The sequence below is a fragment of the Streptomyces sp. NPDC048419 genome (assembly GCF_043200415.1).
In the GTDB taxonomy this organism is placed as follows: Bacteria; Actinomycetota; Actinomycetes; order Streptomycetales; family Streptomycetaceae; genus Streptomyces.
Genome location: NZ_JBICXT010000038.1, coordinates 42,742 through 58,410, shown reverse-complemented (window position 1 = coordinate 58,410; position 15,669 = coordinate 42,742). Strand labels below are relative to the sequence as shown.

Below are 15,669 nucleotides of genomic sequence, written 5' to 3'. Positions count from 1 at the left end.
CGGACACGGACTCGCTGGCCGGCCAGGAGCGCGTTGAGCCGTGCGGTAAGCACGGCCCTTCGGGAGATGTCGACGGCCGTCACCTGGGCGCCCAGCCGCGCGGCCTGGACGGCGAGGGCGCCGCTGCCGGTGCCGAGGTCCAACACCTCGGTCCTCGACCCGACCCCCTCCCGATGCAGGGCGCGGGCCAGCAGTCCGGTGTCCCACTGCGGTGCGTAGACGCCCGGCAAGGTCAGGGGCACAACCGGCGGGGCGGGCACCACGGCATCCACCGTCATCGCACATCTCCGTTCGGCGGGGCACCCGCACAAGGGCGCCGGGTCCACACTCCGCCGCTCTTGGCCTGTGACACCGGTCGCCGAATGCCCGTACGGCGATTTGTGAAGAACAGGACGGATGTGTGCCAATCTGTGTCGTCGCACTGGGTGCCCACGCACCGGTGATCCATACATGTCCCGGGTTCAGGCGTCGTTGGAGTGTTCTTCGGCGCCCCAGGAGCTGGCCCCGGGGCATTCTCGACCCGCCATCGGTCCCTGTGGCGGCCGCTCGCAGCCCGCCGAGCTGGTGGTCTTGGCCGTGGGGGCCCTGACGTCGGCCCCTGGGGCGAGCTTTCCCGTACATTGCTGAGCCGACTGTCCGGTCGGCCGGGCCAGGCAGGGGGACAGCGCGGCCGCCGGTGTGAGCGGTGGCGGGCATCTCGCTTGACCGTCAGGAGACGGGTCAGTGCGCTGTGTTGCACGCCCCGTCTCGGCTCCGTGATGGCAGCGCGGTGCCGTTGGCGGGAGGGCTCATTTGCCCTGATCCCCTGCGGGTTTGCCCTGATCCCCTGCGGGCGAGCTTCCCGCCAGGGTTTCCGGCGCCGTTCGGGGTGAGCCGACCGCGGACAGCAGCGATGAGGCCGCCTGGGCGTGCAGCGAGTCCACCGTCGACATCTGCCGTTCGGCCCGGCGCAGCAGGTCCTCCAGTCGATCGGAGTCCAGGTGCGGCTCCGACGGGGAGGCGGAGAGAAGGGCGCGCCAGAGCATCGCCTTGCCGGCTATGCCCGTGCGCAGGGCTTCGAGTTCGACCAGCACCGTGAGGCCGGAGCGGCGCAACAGCCGGCCGTTGGGCTTCACCCGTGCAAGCTTCTCGCCCACCCACGCCCCGTACACCTTGTAGCGCCTCGAGGGAACACGCAGATCCGGCATCAGCCGTAGCAAAGCCCGCCGATCCTGCGAGATCTCCGCTTCCAGGCTCCGCAGTTCCGCGCCGTACGGCGTGTCGCCGTGCTCCTGGACCATGCGGCGCGCCAACTCCGCACCGGCGGTCGCACCCGCCAGATGATCGTTCAAATAGATGCCGAGGATTCTCTGCCGCCCAGGACCCTCGCCCAGGCCTTGTACAGGAGCGCTCATATCGTCCTCCAGCTGCCGGAAACTCTTGACGGTCGGCGAGTGCCCCCGATGGCGCGGTCAACCGCGATTCGTCGCACACGACGGCCCCGGCAGGTTCGCCGGCCGCGTACCGTGCCACTCCGGCGATCACCGCTCTGATCCGCGCCACAGTCCGTCGCTGGTCCTCCCAGCCGTGCTTGGCGGGTCCCAGGGCGAAACTCCCTCTCCAGCACGGCGAACTGGCGTCGGACCGCTGGGCAGTTTCACAGGCCGGCAGGAGGCCAGGGCGTCCATCCCGCCCCTTACCGCCAGGCACGCCGCCGGCGTTCCACCGACCGCTCCCTCACCCGCAGAGATCAGTAGGCATACGGCAGGACGGCCGGGGGCACGGCCTTCGGAGCCTCCAATGCTGGCACCGCGCGCGGGTCTCCTCCGTACGTCTGACCCGGAAGGACGATGGCATCGGTCACGGGCCCGACCAGCCGCTTTCCCACGCCGCACGCTTCTCTTCCGGTTGTCTCCGCGAGTGGGTGGCTCCTTGCTGGGTACGCAGTGGTGGCCGTCGACGGCCTGTGCGCCGGCCAGGCCGACACGGCACAGGGGACAGAGTCCGCGATGCGATATCGCCGGACCGCAGCACCTCCAGTCGCAAAGGACATGTACCTATGGGTGAGACCAACCCTCTGAAGCGCACGGCCGAGAAGATCGCCGAGGCGGTGCAGGGCGAGCACACGGGTCCGGCCGATGGCGTTCCCGGCAAGCCCGCCCCCGAGTCGCCGACCGTGGCTGAACCGACCGAGCCGCGCGGGCCGCTGGCGCCCAAGCCGGACCAGAGCGGCCCGGACACCTACTCACCGACCGGGCAGCCGACCGGCGCCGACCAGGCACGGATGGCACAGGCGGGCAGCCATCTCACCGACGCCCAGGGCAACCGCCGCTACGACACCGACCACTCGCTCAAGGCGGGCCCCCGTGGACCTGTCCTGCTGCAGGATCACCACCTGCGCGAGAAGGTCATGCACTTCGACCACGAGCGGATTCCGGAGCGCGTGGTGCACGCCCGGGGTGCGGGCGCACATGGGATCTTCCAGAGTTACGGCACCGCCGCCTCGGTGACCAAGGCGGCCTTCCTGGCCAAGGACGTCGAGACCCCGGTCTTCGTGCGGTTCTCCACCGTGCTCGGCTCAAGGGGGTCGGCCGACGCGGTCCGCGACACCCGTGGGTTCGCGACCAAGTTCTACACCGGCGAGGGCGTCTTCGATCTGGTCGGCAACAACATGCCCGTCTTCTTCATCCAGGACGCGATCAAGTTCCCGGACATCATCCACGCCGGCAAGCCGCACCCGGACCGTGAGATCCCGCAGGCTCAGAGCGCGCATGACACCTTCTGGGACTTTGTCACCCTGCACACCGAGGCCGCCCACCACACCCTGTGGAACATGTCGGACCGCGGCATCCCCAGGTCGTACCGCACGATGGAGGGCTTCGGCGTCCACACGTTCCGCCTCGTCGACGCCGACGGCGGCACCACGCTGGTGAAGTTCCACTGGAAGCCCAAGCTCGGTGTGCACTCCCTGGTCTGGGAAGAAGCGCAGATCATCAACGGCGTCGACCCGGACTTCCACCGCCGGGACCTCGCCGACGCCATCGAAGCCGGCGCTTTTCCCCAGTGGGAGTTCGGGATTCAGACCTTCCCCGACACCCAGGACCAGACCTTCGAGGGCATCGACCTCCTCGACCCGACCAACATCGTCCCCGAGGAACTCGCGCCGGTGCAGCCGATCGGGCTGCTCACCCTCAACCGCAACCCGTCCAACTTCTTCGCCGAGACCGAGCAGGTCGCCTTCCACGTCGGCCATCTCGTGCCCGGGATCGATATCACCGACGACCCGCTGCTCGCCGGCCGTCTCTTCTCCTACCTCGACACACAGATCACCCGGCTCGGCGGCCCGAACTTCGCGCAGCTGCCCGTCAACCGTAGCCACGCCCCCGTCAACGACATGCTGCGCGACGGCATGCACCAGACGGCCGTGCACCGGGGTGTCGCCCCCTACCGGCCCAACTCCCTCGACGGCGGCTGCCCGTTCACCGCCGGCGCGGATCTCGGTGCCTACGTCGAGACACCCGTTGCCGTACCGGAGTCGCGGAAGGTCCGCGAGGCGCCCGAGTCGTTCGCGGACCACTTCAGTCAGCCGCGCCGGTTCTGGCTGAGCATGAGCCCGGTGGAGCGCGAGCACATCATCGGGGCCTACACCTTCGAACTCGGCAAGTGCTACGAGCAGGCCATCAAAGAGCGCGGGCTCCAGGTGCTCGCCAACATCGACCCGGAGCTGTGCGCACAGGTCGCGACGGGCCTGGGGCTGCCCGCGCCGCAGCCGACCGTACCGCTCGGCGAGCCCGAGCCCAGCCCCGCCCTGTCCCAGATCGGGCACACCTGGCCCACGGACGGCCGGATCATCGGCATCGTCACGGGCCCGGACGGCGACCTCGACGGCGTGCGCGCCGTACGGGACGCCGTTGCCGAGGCGGGCATGGTGCCCCTGGTCGTCGCCCCGACCGGTGGCGTGCTGGACGGCGCTGACGGCGAGCTGACGGTGCAGCGGACCTACGCCACCGCCCGGTCCGTGGAGTTCGACGCCGTCCTGGTCGCCGGTGCGCCAGGGCTGGGCGGCGACGCGTACGGTGCCCGGGACGCCAAGGCCGCACTGACGAACGGGGCCGGGCCCGGACACGACCCGCGCGTCGCCCTGCTGCTGAGCGAGGCCTTTCGGCACGGTAAGGCCATCGGCGGCTGGAAGGGCGCCGAGGCCGCCCTGGTGGCGGCCGGCGTGCCCGCCGACGCACCCGGAGTGGTCGTCGGCGACAGCGGCACGTCGACGCTGCGGCAGATCACCGAGCTGCTGGCCGCGCACCGCGTCTGGGAACGCTTCCCGGCGGAGGTGTGACCCTCGGCTCCGCTGATCACAGCTGACGGCGGCGCGAGGGGTCGGCAACTCGCGTCGCCGTCAGGGCTTCGCGCCGCCGTCAGAGCTTCGCGCCGAAGTGAACGAGCAGTTGAGGATGCGTAATCGCCTCGAACTGCCCTGGGCCAGCGGGGGAGTTGTCGCCCTCGCCGAGAACCTGGACGTCGGCGTACCACGCAATCGGACAGTGACCGACATTCTGGCCTCTCACGCTGCCGGGCGGCCCTGCGCCACGACATGTCCGGCGCCGACCACAGACGTTTCAAGGGATGAGCGCCTCCTGATGTCCCCCGCGCCACTCGGTGAGCAGCACGGTGGCATCGTCCTCGAGCCGGCCTCGCGGGTGTTCCAGCACGGCTGCCATCAAACGGCGCAGGGTTTCGTGCAGGGTGTGCAGGCCGGAGTGGTGCCGGCGGACGAAGTCGATGAACCGGTCCTGGCCGAACTGCCTGCCGCGAGCGTCGCGTGCCTCGACGACGCCGTCGGTGTACAGCAGCAGGCGGTCGGCCGGCTGGAGCTGCTCGGTGCGCTCGGTCACGGGCAGTCCGAGGTTGGTGCCCATGGGCCCGGCCGGGGGACAGGCCAGCTCGGTGGCCCAGCGGTTGTCGCGCAGCAGGATCGGCAGGTGGTGACCGCGATTCACCCAGACCAGTTTGCCGGTCACCATGTCCAGCTCGGCCAGCACGCCGGTCACGTAGCGGCTGGTACCGAACTGCTCGATCAACGTCTCCTCCACCCGCCGGCTCGTCTCGGTCAGTGAAGAGCCCTGGCGGCGGGCGTTGCGGCAGGCGGACACGGCCACATTGGCGGTGATACCGGCCGTGGTGTCGTGGCCCATCGCGTCGAAGATCGCCAGGTGGAGGGTGCTGCCGGACACGGCGTAGTCGTACGCGTCACCGCCGATCTGGTAAGCGGGCTCCATCACGGCGCCCACGACCGCGTCATGACCGGCGTAGGCGGTCGGCGGGGCGAGGTGCCACTCCATCTCCGCCGCCACGTTCATCGGCTCGGTGCGCACCAGACGGGCGTAGGAATCGCTGAAGGAACGCTTGCTCAGCAGGAGCAATGCCGTCATCGACGCCAGATCCCGCAGTGCCTGGCGGGTCCGTTCGTCGGCGGTGTCCGTGTCGGCCCGCAGCACCCCCAGGCGCTCCACGCCGTCGGTGATGGCCACCCACCACCGTCGCCGGCCCGGGCGGTCGCCCGGCCGCTCGGACTCCGCGATCAGATCCACCCGCTGGTAGGCCTGACCAGGCAGGCTGCCCTGCACCGTGAACTCCTCACCGCCGTGGCCTGCGTCCTGCCCTACGCCGGTGAGTTGGCGCAGCACCGTCTCACGCATGTCCACGACCAGGATCGCCGTGTCGTGGATGCCACCCGCGGTGGCGTGCCGGTCGATCAGGCGTGGAAGTTCCTCGAGTGTGGCGGTGTGGCTGGCCTGCATCAGCTGTAGGAATTCGGCCGCGACGCTGTCAGGCATGCTGTACACCTCTCGTCAGCGAAACTTCCGGCGCACCGCCACCCCCGCCACGAAGGCGCACCTCGTCGCGGACGTCATGACGCGGCCGGGCAAGCACCCGCCACATGACCTTCTGCCGTTCCGTCCGACTACCCAGCCGCCGATGCCGCACGCGGGCCGCCCCGTGGGAGCGACGATCGGGGACGACGACGTGCCGGTGGGCGTGCCGCGGGCCGCGCTCGGCAAACAGGAGTGGCCGAAGGCTACGGGCAGGGACGCGGCCGTGGCCCATGAGGCTCGCCTCCGGCTCCGGGCCCTCCGCCGGCATGGCAAGGCACATCCTCGGAAACCGCGCAAAAGAGCCCGGGGAGGATGGTGGCCTCTGCGCGGGCTGGGGGCCCCGAGACGGACTTTCGACATCACCCCAACTGCGTTTCACGTCAACTAACACGTGAAATTGTATGCAGCTTTTGGGTTACGTGAATTAAGATGCTTATGCTGGCAGGCATGGATCGAGCGCCGGAACCGCATGCAGGCTGGACATTTGCGACCAATCACTCCCGGGTGCTGGCCGTCATCGCCGAGGACCGCACCACCCGCGTCCGTGACATCGCCGACCGCTGCCGGCTCACGCAGCGGACCGTGCAGAAGCGCCATCCTGCGGACGCCCCGGCCACCGGCGCCGAACTCCTGGCGATCCTGACCCACCACGAGTGCACACACCGCACCGCTGCCGTGGCCTCCACGCGACGCCCATTGACCGGCTCGGCCATGAAGGACTGAACGGTCAGGCGGCGGCCGTCCTACCAGAAAGGACAGGCCCCCCGTGTCATGCACGCTCCCAGACCACGCGAGCTCAGGAATGACGTCACCATGACCCGCACCACCGCCTTCGCCCTGCGCCCGGTCGATGACCGGGCTGCCGTCGTGTGCCTGTCCGGCGCGCTCGACAGCCACACCGCCGTCGACTTCGCAGGCGAGCTGGACGAGCAGCTCGCCGCCGCGGCATCCGCCAGCCGGCGCCTCATCCTCGACATGACGGCCCTGTCCCTGATCAGCGAGGCGGCGCTGCGCGCCATCGACACCCATACCCGTCACCTTGACGAGCCGGTGCTCATCGTCGCGCACGCACCGCAGGTACGTGAGGCGTTCAGCCTCGACCCGCCGCCCGGACTGCGCTGGTACCCCACCCTGGACGCCGCCCTGGCCGCCCTTGCCCACGGAGCACCTGTCCATCCCGCCCCCGAGGCGCGGGAGCAGGCACCCGCTCTGCAGGAGTTGCAGAGCGAGGTGTTCGGACTGCACGCCAGGGCACGCAGCCGCGGCACCATCGGCATGGCACAAGGGATGCTTCGCGAGCGCTACCACTTGGAGGGTGCCGACCAGGCCTTCACCCTGCTGCGCCTGGCCTCCCAGCATCACAACGTGCCCCTGCGGGTACTGGCCTCCGCCATCGTCACCGCTCCGCCGCCGGCCAGCGAGGATTGCTGGTTCCCCGGCCGCCTGCACACCCCCCCACCCACACAAGATCTGTTGAACCTGCAGGAGATCGACGTCCACAACCGGCTGGACGTTCTGCGCGCCGTCACCTACCAGGCCATCGCCCTCACCGAAGCCGACGCGGCCGAACTCCACCTCACCGATCCCGCGCTCGCCGACGCCCTCATCCTGGAAGGCCACGCGGCCCTCAACGCCCCCTACCGCGACAGCATCTCCCATGTCAGCGAGCCACCCGCCCTGTGCGCACAGGCCCGCGACGCCAAGCAGGCCGTCTTCGTCGCCGACATCACCACCGACCCCGTCCTGGCCCACACTCCGCAAGGCCGTGCCGCCCTCACCCTGGGCAGCCACGCTCTGCACGCCCAGCCCTCCCTGAGCGAGGACACCGGCGCGTGCACCGGCGTCATCACCGTCCACCGCGACACACCCGGCGCCCGACTGTCCCCCATCCAGCACACAGCCCTGGAAGTCCTCGCCGCCGACCTGGCCGCCTGGCGCTCCTGGTACCGACGCACCGTCGTTCTCGACGCCCTCGAAGGCCTTCACACGCACGGCCTCACGCCCCACGTCCAGCCTTGCCGCCGGCGCTGAAAGGCTTTCCGACACCGGTTGGCGAAGATGGACTACGGTGACGGGCACGGGTTGGGAACACAGCCCACCGTTCCTCGGAGCCACCGCGCTCCGAGGAACTCTTTTGCGTGCAGGACCTCACCGACGACCACGCCGCGCAGCTACGCACGCATCCCCGTCGAAGTCGCCGACGCGCAGCCCCAGGGCGGCCCGGCCCGCTGCAAAAGAGCCGTCCCCCGCGGCACGGCCATGCCCCCCTCGCGACGCCGCGCGTGTCAGTGCCGAATGCGGTCGTATCGCTGACCGGGAGCTGTGACACGCGTAGCGCGACGCGCGGGTGCCGTTGGCGTGGGCGGCCGTGCTGGTGGCCTCCTCCGCCGGGGGCATCAAGGGGCTCGGCACGCTCCTGGGCGGGCAACCGGCCACGCTGCCCGTGCCGGTGCTGGTCGCCCAACACCTCAACCGCGCCCGCGAGACGCGCATCGCGGCCATCCTGGAGGCCTCCACCGCCCTCACGGTCAAACCTGCCGAGGACGGCGAGCACCCCCAGGCCGGCGCGACGACGATCATGGCTCCCGCGGTCACGACACTCGTGCTGCTGGCGATCTGCCTGCTGGCCGGCCATCCCGCGCCGACGATCGTGCTGGTCGCTCTGCTGGGCCTGTTCGGGCTCGGCGCGAACCCGGTGCTTATAGCGCTGGCGGTCCGCTTTGCCGCCTCGGCCCCCACCCTGGGCTCCGCGCTGACCGTGTCGGCGTTCAACCTCGGCACCGCCATCGGCTCCTGGGTCGCCGGCTTCGCCCTCGAATCTCCGCTGGGGGCCACGGGTCCGGCCGCGGTCGGCACCGTCATCGCCGCACTGACCCTGATTCCCACGATCACCATCGCGCTCATCCAGCGCCGCCGACCTGCGCCTTCGCCCGCATAGACCACCGGCGAGGAGCCGCGCTCCGGGTCGGTTAGGCCCTTTCAGCGGGCGCGGCGGGGCCAGACCCGCAAACGGAGTAAGCCGCGGTGATCCCGCGCCTTCGTGACATTGGAACCGGCGCCCAAAGCGCCGGCACAACCAGCAAGGGAGAATCCATCATGCGTGGAGTAGTGATGCACACGGCTGGCGACGTCCGTGTGGAGGAGCGCGACGATCCGAAGATCATCGAGCCGACCGACGCCATTGTGAAGCTGGCCGCGACCTGTATCTGCGGCTCCGATCTGTGGCCGTATCGCGGTATCGAGCCGGCCGACCACACGCTCATGGGGCACGAGTACGTGGGCGTCGTCGAGGAGACCGGCTCGGCCGTGAAGAACGTCAAGGTCGGAGACTTTGTCGTCGGGTCGTTCGTCATCTCCGACAACACGTGCGAGATCTGCCAGGCCGGGTTCCAGTCCAAGTGCGTACACGCCGAGTTCGTCCACGCGGGGATCGGCACTCAGGCCGAGAAGGCCCGTATCCCGCTGGCCGACGGCACCCTGGTCGCCACCCCCGGGCAGCCCGAACCCGAGCTGATCCCTGCCCTGCTGGCCGCCTCCGACGTGCTAGGCACCGGCTGGTACGCCGCCGTCGCCGCCGAGGCCGGGCCGGGCAAGACCGTCGCGGTCGTCGGCGACGGCGCTGTCGGTCTGATGGCCGTCCTGGCCGCCAGGCAGCTGGGCGCGGAACGCGTCATCGCGATGTCCCGCCACCCCGAGCGGCAGAGGCTGGCCCGCAATGACGGTGCCACCGACATTGTGGAAGAACGCGGCGAGGCGGGTATCGCGAAGATCAAGGAGCTCACCAACGGGCTCGGCGCGCACTCGGTCATCGAGGCCGTCGGCACCCAGGAGTCGTTCATGCAGGCCGTCGGAGCCACCCGTGGCGGCGGGCATCTGGGTTATGTGGGCGTGAACTACGACGTGACCATCCCCGGGATCGGGCTGTTCTTCGCCGGCATCCACACGCTCGGCGGTCCGGCCCCGGTGCGCCGTTTCCTGCCCGACCTGATCCAGCTCATCTGGGACCGCAAGATCGACCCCGGCAAGGTCTTCGACCTCACCCTGCCCCTGGACCGGGCCCCCGAGGGCTACAAGGCGATGGACGAGCGCCGCGCCACCAAGGTCCTCCTGACCTTCTGACCGAATCTTCGCGGGGCCCGACGATGTGTCAGATCCGTCGCGTGTGGCGGGCGATGGCTTCGGTGTCTACAACGTCACGAAGTTCGTCGTGGACGCCTTCACCGAGTCCCTGTGCCAGGAAGTCACCCAGCGCCATGTGCGCGTCGGGATCCGTGAGCCGGGCGCCGTGGAGAACGAACCGGGCACGCACAACAAGCCGGAGAACCGTGGCGAACTGATCGACCCGTACTTCGAGGGGACCGAGGTCCTGGACGCCGAGGACATCGCCAACGGCGTCGCTCATGGTCACCCGTCCACGCCATGCCGTCGTCGGCGAGCTGTGGATCACGCTCACCGAGCAGGCTTGAGCACGTCCGCCGTCCGCCGTCGGCCCTGTTGGACCTGTGCGGTGAGCGCCGCACGGCGCGAGGCGCACGGGGCCAGGAGTCGGCTGGTGCCGGCCGTGACCTGCTGGGCCGGTGGGGGCGGCTGCGTAGAGTCATACCCTGCACTCGTCACTGTGTGAGCCGGTAGCCGGTGACAAGGTCGGCTGACGGTTCTCTTTGAATCTCGCCGCCCCCGCCCCCGCCCCCGCCCCCGCTCACGGGGCTCGGGCAATCGTGCTCAGTTGATCTCCCCGTCTTGGTCTTGCTTGGTGTGTGGAGCTGGCGTGGGTGCGGCTGGGGTCTGGGGGCCGGCGCGGAGCATGGCCTTGTAGAGGGCTTCGTGCTCGGGCGAGGGGGGCAGGGGGCCGCGGGCGGGTGTCTGGCAGGACTGGATCAGCAGGGCGACGATGCGTCGCCAGGCGTCGGGAGCGGCGTCGCCGGTGGCGTTGACCACGCCGGCGTTGGCCATGTGGATCAGGACCAGGTCCGAGGGGTCGAAGTCCTCGCGCAGCCGGCCCGTGGCCTTGGCGCGGTGGATGAGTTCCAGCATGGCCTCGTATGCCTCGTTGCGGCGCTGCTCCAGGGCTTTGGCGGTGGGGAAGGTCGTGGTCAGGACGTCGGCGAAGCCGTAGTCGGCGGCCTGCATCGCGCAGGCGGTCTCGATGTAGCCGGTGAAGCCGTCCCACGGGTCGGGGTTGTCGAGGGCGGTGGCGGCCGCCTCGGCGTAGGCGTCCATGCGGTCGGCGAAGACGGCGGCGACCAGGTCCGGCTTGGCGGGGAAGCGGCGGAGAAGGGTGGCGATCCCTACGCCCGCCTCGCGGGCCACGGAGGCCATGGAGGCGTCCAGCCCGTCACGTGCGAAGACCGTGCGCGCGGCGGCGATGATCCGTTCACGGTTGCGCTCGGCGTCGCTGCGCAGCGGCCGGCCGGCGGGGCCGTCAGGGCGGGGGATGCGGGGGTTCATGCCCGCCATCCTAGCAACTGGAGAGCCCTATCCAGTTCCTGTGTTACGGTGGCTCAGCGAAAACGGAAGGGCTTATCCAGATAGAAAATGGAGCGGGCTATCCAGATCGCGGGAGCTCGTGGCTTTCGGTGCCTGCGCCGGCGGCACGCGGCTCTCACTCCCACCACCAAGGCATGACGAAAGGGATTCCTGTGACCAGCATCGCCATCATCGGAGCCGGCCCCCAGCTGGGCCTGGCCATCGCCCGCACCTTCGGCTCGCGGGGCTTCAACGTCGCTCTGATCTCCCGCAACCGCGACAAGCTCGACGGCCTCGTCGGGCAACTCTCCGCCGAGGGCATCACCGCCGCCGCGTTCCCCGCCAACGTGCTCGATCACGACGCACTGACCCAGGCGCTCGAAGACGCTGCCGCACGGTTCAGCCGCATCGATGTCCTGGAGTACTCCCCGGTCGGCACCTTCGGCTCCACCGCCCTGACCGCTCCGACCACAACCGAGCCCTCCCACGTGGAGACCGAGATGAATTTCCAGCTCTACGGCGCCATCACCGCGACGCGGGCAGTACTGCCCGCCATGCGCGAGGCCGGAGCGGGCACCTTGCTCTACACGACCGGTGCCGGCTCGATCTGGCCGGACCCGCGGGTGGCCAACGTCAACGCCGCCGCCGCGGCGCTGCGTAACTGGGTCAAGAACCTGCATACGGAACTGGCCGGCACCGGCATCCAGGCTGCCCACGTCGGCATCGACTCGTCGATCGGCGTCTCCGTGATTCCCGGCCTGGAGGCGGCCAAGCCCGAGCAGATCTCCCCCCTGTACTGGGAGCTGCACACCACCCATCGCGACGACGCCGAGCGCGTCTTCCGCCTCGACGGGCAGGCGTTCCCCCGCCCCTGACGGCACACACGGGCCGATGGCCCGCGCCAGCTCAGTCAGGGGCGTCGCCCCCATCGTCGTCCAGCTCGACCGCGTCGGGGTCATGCGCCCGGATCGGCCCAAAATGGGTCCCGACAGTTTCGATCTCCCTGGCCGCCTTGGGCATCAGCAACGACGGCCGCACCGCCGCACCCTGCTTTCGAAAGCTCCGAGCGGGTGATCTGCGAGGTCCCTTGGCCTGTTACCGGGCCGGCGCGGTCAAGGGACATGTGCCATGGACCAGGCCCAACGGTGGGGAAGCAGAGCCGGGACCCTCCGGACCACGGTGCACGCGTCCTGCCCGGCTCAACGCTCGCGGGGCGGATCGGGGGTTACCGAGGCATCAACCGGCGCCGTCACCATCTTGATCAACGTCAGCGCCGGGCACCGCACGGCGCAGCGGTCCCAGATCTCCGTACAGGGCGGCGTGGAAGGCGGCGGCCAGCTCGCGGGACCGCTTCTCGCTCGGCACCCCGTGCAGCATGAAGTACACCGGGCCCGCGAAGGCGTCCGAGCCGGCCTCCCGCTCGTGGACCAGGTGGGTGATGGCGGCCCGCATGGCGACGTTCACCGCAGCGTCGACGACATGGCCCGGGCCGGCGGTCAGCGCATCCGCCTTCACCGTCCACCGCTCACCCTCGCGCTCCATGCCCACGAACACGGCGCGCTGCGCCTTGGCCGCCCGGTAGGCGGCATCGAACCGGTCGGTGACGTCCGGGATCAGATGGCCGGGGCAGGGGATGGGCAGCTGCTGCATAACGGGCATCGTTTCAGGAATCAGTCCGATTCGTGGCATGCGCGTCCCGGAGGGGCGGACGAGGGGCCGTCGACGGACGCCTGAGCGCTTTCCGCCGCACCGGGCCTCTGGCCCTCCATCCGGGGCCCGGTGTACAGCCCGACGGGCACCCGCCCGGTCGTCGGCGGCGTCCCCGGCACGGCCGTAGCCCCGGGATCAGTACCGTGCTGGGCTTGCACGTGAAAACCGATCGGTTTTTCCTCTACGGGGTTGGGGTTCATGATGACGACGAATCGACCGGTGGCTCTCGTGACGGGCGCGTCATCCGGGATCGGGAAGGAGACTGCGATCGCACTGGCCGGGGCGGGCTTCGATGTGGTGGGACAAGCCGTGACGCCTCGCGCGTCCTTGCGCTCGACGGTGTGACGTACCTCGATCTCGACGTGGCCGGCGACGCGTCGGTCACGCCGAGATCGAGCAGGTGAGCGGGCGGTTCGGGCGGATCGACGTCCTGGTCTACAACGCCGACGTCGGCTCGATGGGGGTGGCGGAGGAAACCTCCATCGCGCAGGCTCAGGGCGTCTTCGACACCAACGTCTTCGGCCTCATGCGCATGGTGAAGGAGGTCCTTCCCCACATGCGCGCTCAAAAGCGCGGGCGCATCATCAACCTCTCGTCCGTGGTCGGGTTCCTCCCCGCGCCCTACATCGCCGTCTATGCCGCGTCCAAGCATGCGGTCGAGTGCTACTCCGAGTCCTTGGACCACGAGGTCCGGGGGTACGGCGGGCGGGTGCTCCTTGCCGAACCCGCCTACACCAGTACCGGATTCGAGGCCAACAGTCCGCGGCCCGACACACCCCTGCAGGTCCGAAGCCGAAGCTGCGCTACACCGCCGGTTCCCTGGCCGGACGCGCCAGCACACTGCGCCGCATCGCTCCTGCCGGCATCTTCGACAAGCAGATCCGCAGGCTCAACCAGCTGGCCGGCTGACGCGTGCCTACCCCCGAGGCCCAACGAGAAAAGACGTAGCGGGAGCGGCACATGCCGGAGATCCGGATCGAATTCGATGGTCGGCGCAGTTGCGTGACGGCACGCTGCGTTCCCCTCCGCTGACCTCAAGCTGCCGGCGCGAGCACCTTCATCGCGGTAGAGGCCGTCAGCAAGCGCTGGTCGGCCGGCCCATCACCGGCGCCCCGGCCCCGCATGACGACGACGCCCCGCCTGAGGAGTGCGCCGCCAGAGCGCCCGTGCGGCACTGGCCCGTGCGGCACTGGCCCCATGCGGCACTGGCCCGTGGGCGCGTTCGTGTCGCCGGGTTGCGGCCCCTCGGGTGGTCAGAACCCTGCCGACGACCCCTGCCGCGGGCAGGGCGGCATCACGTGCTGAGCGGACACGACCGTGTGATCCTTCCGTGCGTGGGCAGTGCGGGTGAGGCTGCCGCCATCCATGCCCGACCGCCGCCTCTGGCGTGCCGGGTCAGCCGGGCCAGGTGCCGGTCAGGCGGCGGGTCGCGGTGGCTCCGGCGCGGTCGACGGCGGCTTTGACGGCGGCGAAGATCGCGCCCTGCACGGTGGCGGCGAGCACCACTTCGCTCCAGGTGCGTTCCTCGTCGGTTGCGTCGGGGGCGTCCTCGTCGTGGCCGAGCATCTTCCAGGCCTGTTTGAACAGGGCGCCGGCGACCATGCCGCTGACGGCGCCGAGGGCCAGGCCGACCGGCTTGTAGGCGAGTTTCGATGCCTTCAACCCGGTCACCCCCTTCGGCGGTAGGTCAGCCACACCAGCACGGCCGCACCGGCGGCCGCGAGCAGTAGATTGCGGTTGTCCCTGGCCATTTGCGCAGCCTGGGCGGTCTTCTGCTGTGCCGGTTGGGGGGCCTTGTCGTGCCAGAGCTGGCCGGCCCGGGCTGCCTTCGCGCGGGCCTGTTCGGCGGCGTGGGTGGCCGTGTCCTTGACCGGGTTGGGCAGCTTGTCCTGGGCCTGATGGGCCAGGTCGGCGGCCTTGGTCTTGAGCTCCCCTGCCTTGACTGCGGCATGTTCCTTGGCTGCCGTGGCCTTGTCCTGGGCGCGTGTTTTGACGTCGGTCTTGGCGGCGAGCGCCTCGACGGTCTCGCCGAGCTCGGTACGGGTCTGCTCGACCTGTTCGCGCAGCTCCTCGGGGCTGGTGGCGGTGGGCTCGTCGTGGGGTGGCTGGGTCATCGCTGTGCGCGCTCCTTGATCTCGGCCACGTCGGCCTTCACGTTCTCGATCGTCTGCTCCGGGGCGGGCGGGGCGGCCTGGCTGACCTGCTTCTTTCCACCGAGGGCCATGACTGCGGCGATCACCCCCAGTGCGGCGGTGACGATCAGCGCCGCGGCCCACACGGGCAACGGCACGGCCAGCGCCGCGATGACGGTGGCGACCAGGGCCTGCAGCATCAGGAAGCCGACCACTCCGGCACCGCCGAACAGCCCGCCACCCTTGCCGTAGCGCTTGCCCTTCTCCTTCACCTCCGCCTGCGCCAGGCGCATTTCACCGCGCACCAGCTCCGTCAGCTGCTGCGAGGCCCGCTGCACCAACTCGCTCACCGGCTCCTGGCCGGTGAGGTGTGGGCTGGGGTCGGGCCGGGATGGGTACGGCTGCGTGCCCGTCATGGCGGTCACCTCCTGTCCTTCTCTTTCCTGCGGGCCGGGTAGTCCGGCCCGCGCTGGCGCGCGAGTACCCCGATCAGAGCGACCGCCTCA

15 protein-coding genes and 1 pseudogene are annotated in these 15,669 nt (G+C 70.1%); 7 read left to right on the top strand and 9 right to left on the bottom strand.

Features of this window, described 5'->3' with window-relative positions; all coding sequences use genetic code 11:
- A partial coding sequence (locus ACGFYN_RS42895; protein WP_393871446.1) for a 50S ribosomal protein L11 methyltransferase occupies window positions 1-278 on the bottom strand: 278 nt, incomplete at its 3' end.
- A 510-nt stretch (window positions 279-788) separates the two neighbouring features.
- The gene (locus ACGFYN_RS42890; RefSeq protein WP_393871445.1) at window positions 789-1,394 is read right to left on the bottom strand and encodes a hypothetical protein; all 606 of its coding nucleotides are present in this window, start codon (window positions 1,392-1,394) and stop codon (window positions 789-791) included.
- Between the two features lie 644 nt (window positions 1,395-2,038).
- Between ACGFYN_RS42890 and ACGFYN_RS42885 the strand changes: the two genes are divergently transcribed.
- On the top strand, window positions 2,039-4,318 hold the full coding sequence (locus ACGFYN_RS42885; protein WP_393871444.1) for a catalase: 2,280 nt from the start codon (window positions 2,039-2,041) through the stop codon (window positions 4,316-4,318).
- Between the two features lie 280 nt (window positions 4,319-4,598).
- Here ACGFYN_RS42885 and ACGFYN_RS42880 read toward each other — a convergent pair whose 3' ends face one another.
- A complete protein-coding gene (locus tag ACGFYN_RS42880) occupies window positions 4,599-5,816 on the bottom strand; it encodes a PP2C family protein-serine/threonine phosphatase (RefSeq protein ID WP_393871443.1) in 1,218 nt (405 codons plus the stop codon).
- Window positions 5,817-6,302: 486 nt separating this feature from the next.
- Between ACGFYN_RS42880 and ACGFYN_RS42875 the strand changes: the two genes are divergently transcribed.
- From ACGFYN_RS42875 to ACGFYN_RS42860, 4 genes are all read left to right on the top strand, one after another.
- A complete protein-coding gene (locus tag ACGFYN_RS42875; RefSeq protein WP_393871442.1) occupies window positions 6,303-6,578 on the top strand; it encodes an ArsR family transcriptional regulator in 276 nt (91 codons plus the stop codon).
- Between the two features lie 90 nt (window positions 6,579-6,668).
- Window positions 6,669-7,886, top strand: coding sequence for an ANTAR domain-containing protein (locus ACGFYN_RS42870; RefSeq protein WP_393871441.1), 1,218 nt, complete (start codon window positions 6,669-6,671; stop codon window positions 7,884-7,886).
- A 316-nt stretch (window positions 7,887-8,202) separates the two neighbouring features.
- The gene (locus tag ACGFYN_RS42865; RefSeq protein WP_393871440.1) at window positions 8,203-8,793 is read left to right on the top strand and encodes a chemotaxis protein CheB; all 591 of its coding nucleotides are present in this window, start codon (window positions 8,203-8,205) and stop codon (window positions 8,791-8,793) included.
- A gap of 158 nt (window positions 8,794-8,951) precedes the next feature.
- A complete protein-coding gene (locus ACGFYN_RS42860) occupies window positions 8,952-9,974 on the top strand; it encodes a zinc-dependent alcohol dehydrogenase family protein (protein WP_393871439.1) in 1,023 nt (340 codons plus the stop codon).
- Window positions 9,975-10,002: 28 nt separating this feature from the next.
- Here the strand turns inward: ACGFYN_RS42860 and ACGFYN_RS42855 are convergent, their stop codons facing one another.
- The gene (locus tag ACGFYN_RS42855; RefSeq protein ID WP_393871438.1) at window positions 10,003-10,257 is read right to left on the bottom strand and encodes a hypothetical protein; all 255 of its coding nucleotides are present in this window, start codon (window positions 10,255-10,257) and stop codon (window positions 10,003-10,005) included.
- Window positions 10,258-10,577: 320 nt separating this feature from the next.
- Window positions 10,578-11,303 carry a TetR/AcrR family transcriptional regulator gene (locus ACGFYN_RS42850; RefSeq protein ID WP_393871437.1) on the bottom strand — a complete coding sequence of 242 codons (726 nt, stop codon included), beginning with the start codon at window positions 11,301-11,303 and terminating at the stop codon, window positions 10,578-10,580.
- A gap of 191 nt (window positions 11,304-11,494) precedes the next feature.
- Here ACGFYN_RS42850 and ACGFYN_RS42845 point away from each other — a divergent pair, with 191 nt between their 5' ends.
- A complete protein-coding gene (locus tag ACGFYN_RS42845) occupies window positions 11,495-12,196 on the top strand; it encodes an SDR family NAD(P)-dependent oxidoreductase (protein ID WP_393871436.1) in 702 nt (233 codons plus the stop codon).
- Window positions 12,197-12,557: 361 nt separating this feature from the next.
- Here the strand turns inward: ACGFYN_RS42845 and ACGFYN_RS42840 are convergent, their stop codons facing one another.
- Window positions 12,558-12,971 (bottom strand): hypothetical protein, encoded by a 414-nt coding sequence (locus tag ACGFYN_RS42840; RefSeq protein ID WP_393871435.1) that lies wholly within the window; start codon window positions 12,969-12,971, stop codon window positions 12,558-12,560.
- 261 nt (window positions 12,972-13,232) lie between these two features.
- On the opposite strand from ACGFYN_RS42840, the pseudogene ACGFYN_RS42835 reads away from it, so the two are divergent.
- Window positions 13,233-13,940 (top strand): annotated as a pseudogene (locus tag ACGFYN_RS42835) (SDR family NAD(P)-dependent oxidoreductase).
- 486 nt (window positions 13,941-14,426) lie between these two features.
- Here the strand turns inward: ACGFYN_RS42835 and ACGFYN_RS42830 are convergent.
- From ACGFYN_RS42830 to ACGFYN_RS42820, 3 genes are read right to left on the bottom strand one after another with little or no spacing between them, the layout of a single operon-like run.
- On the bottom strand, window positions 14,427-14,693 hold the full coding sequence (locus ACGFYN_RS42830) for a DUF4235 domain-containing protein (RefSeq protein WP_393871434.1): 267 nt from the start codon (window positions 14,691-14,693) through the stop codon (window positions 14,427-14,429).
- 5 nt (window positions 14,694-14,698) lie between these two features.
- On the bottom strand, window positions 14,699-15,145 hold the full coding sequence (locus tag ACGFYN_RS42825) for a DUF3618 domain-containing protein (protein ID WP_393871433.1): 447 nt from the start codon (window positions 15,143-15,145) through the stop codon (window positions 14,699-14,701).
- Window positions 15,142-15,579 carry a phage holin family protein gene (locus ACGFYN_RS42820; protein ID WP_393871432.1) on the bottom strand — a complete coding sequence of 146 codons (438 nt, stop codon included), beginning with the start codon at window positions 15,577-15,579 and terminating at the stop codon, window positions 15,142-15,144. The genes ACGFYN_RS42825 and ACGFYN_RS42820 overlap by 4 nt, the downstream gene beginning before the upstream one ends.
- Window positions 15,580-15,669: the final 90 nt, after the last annotated feature.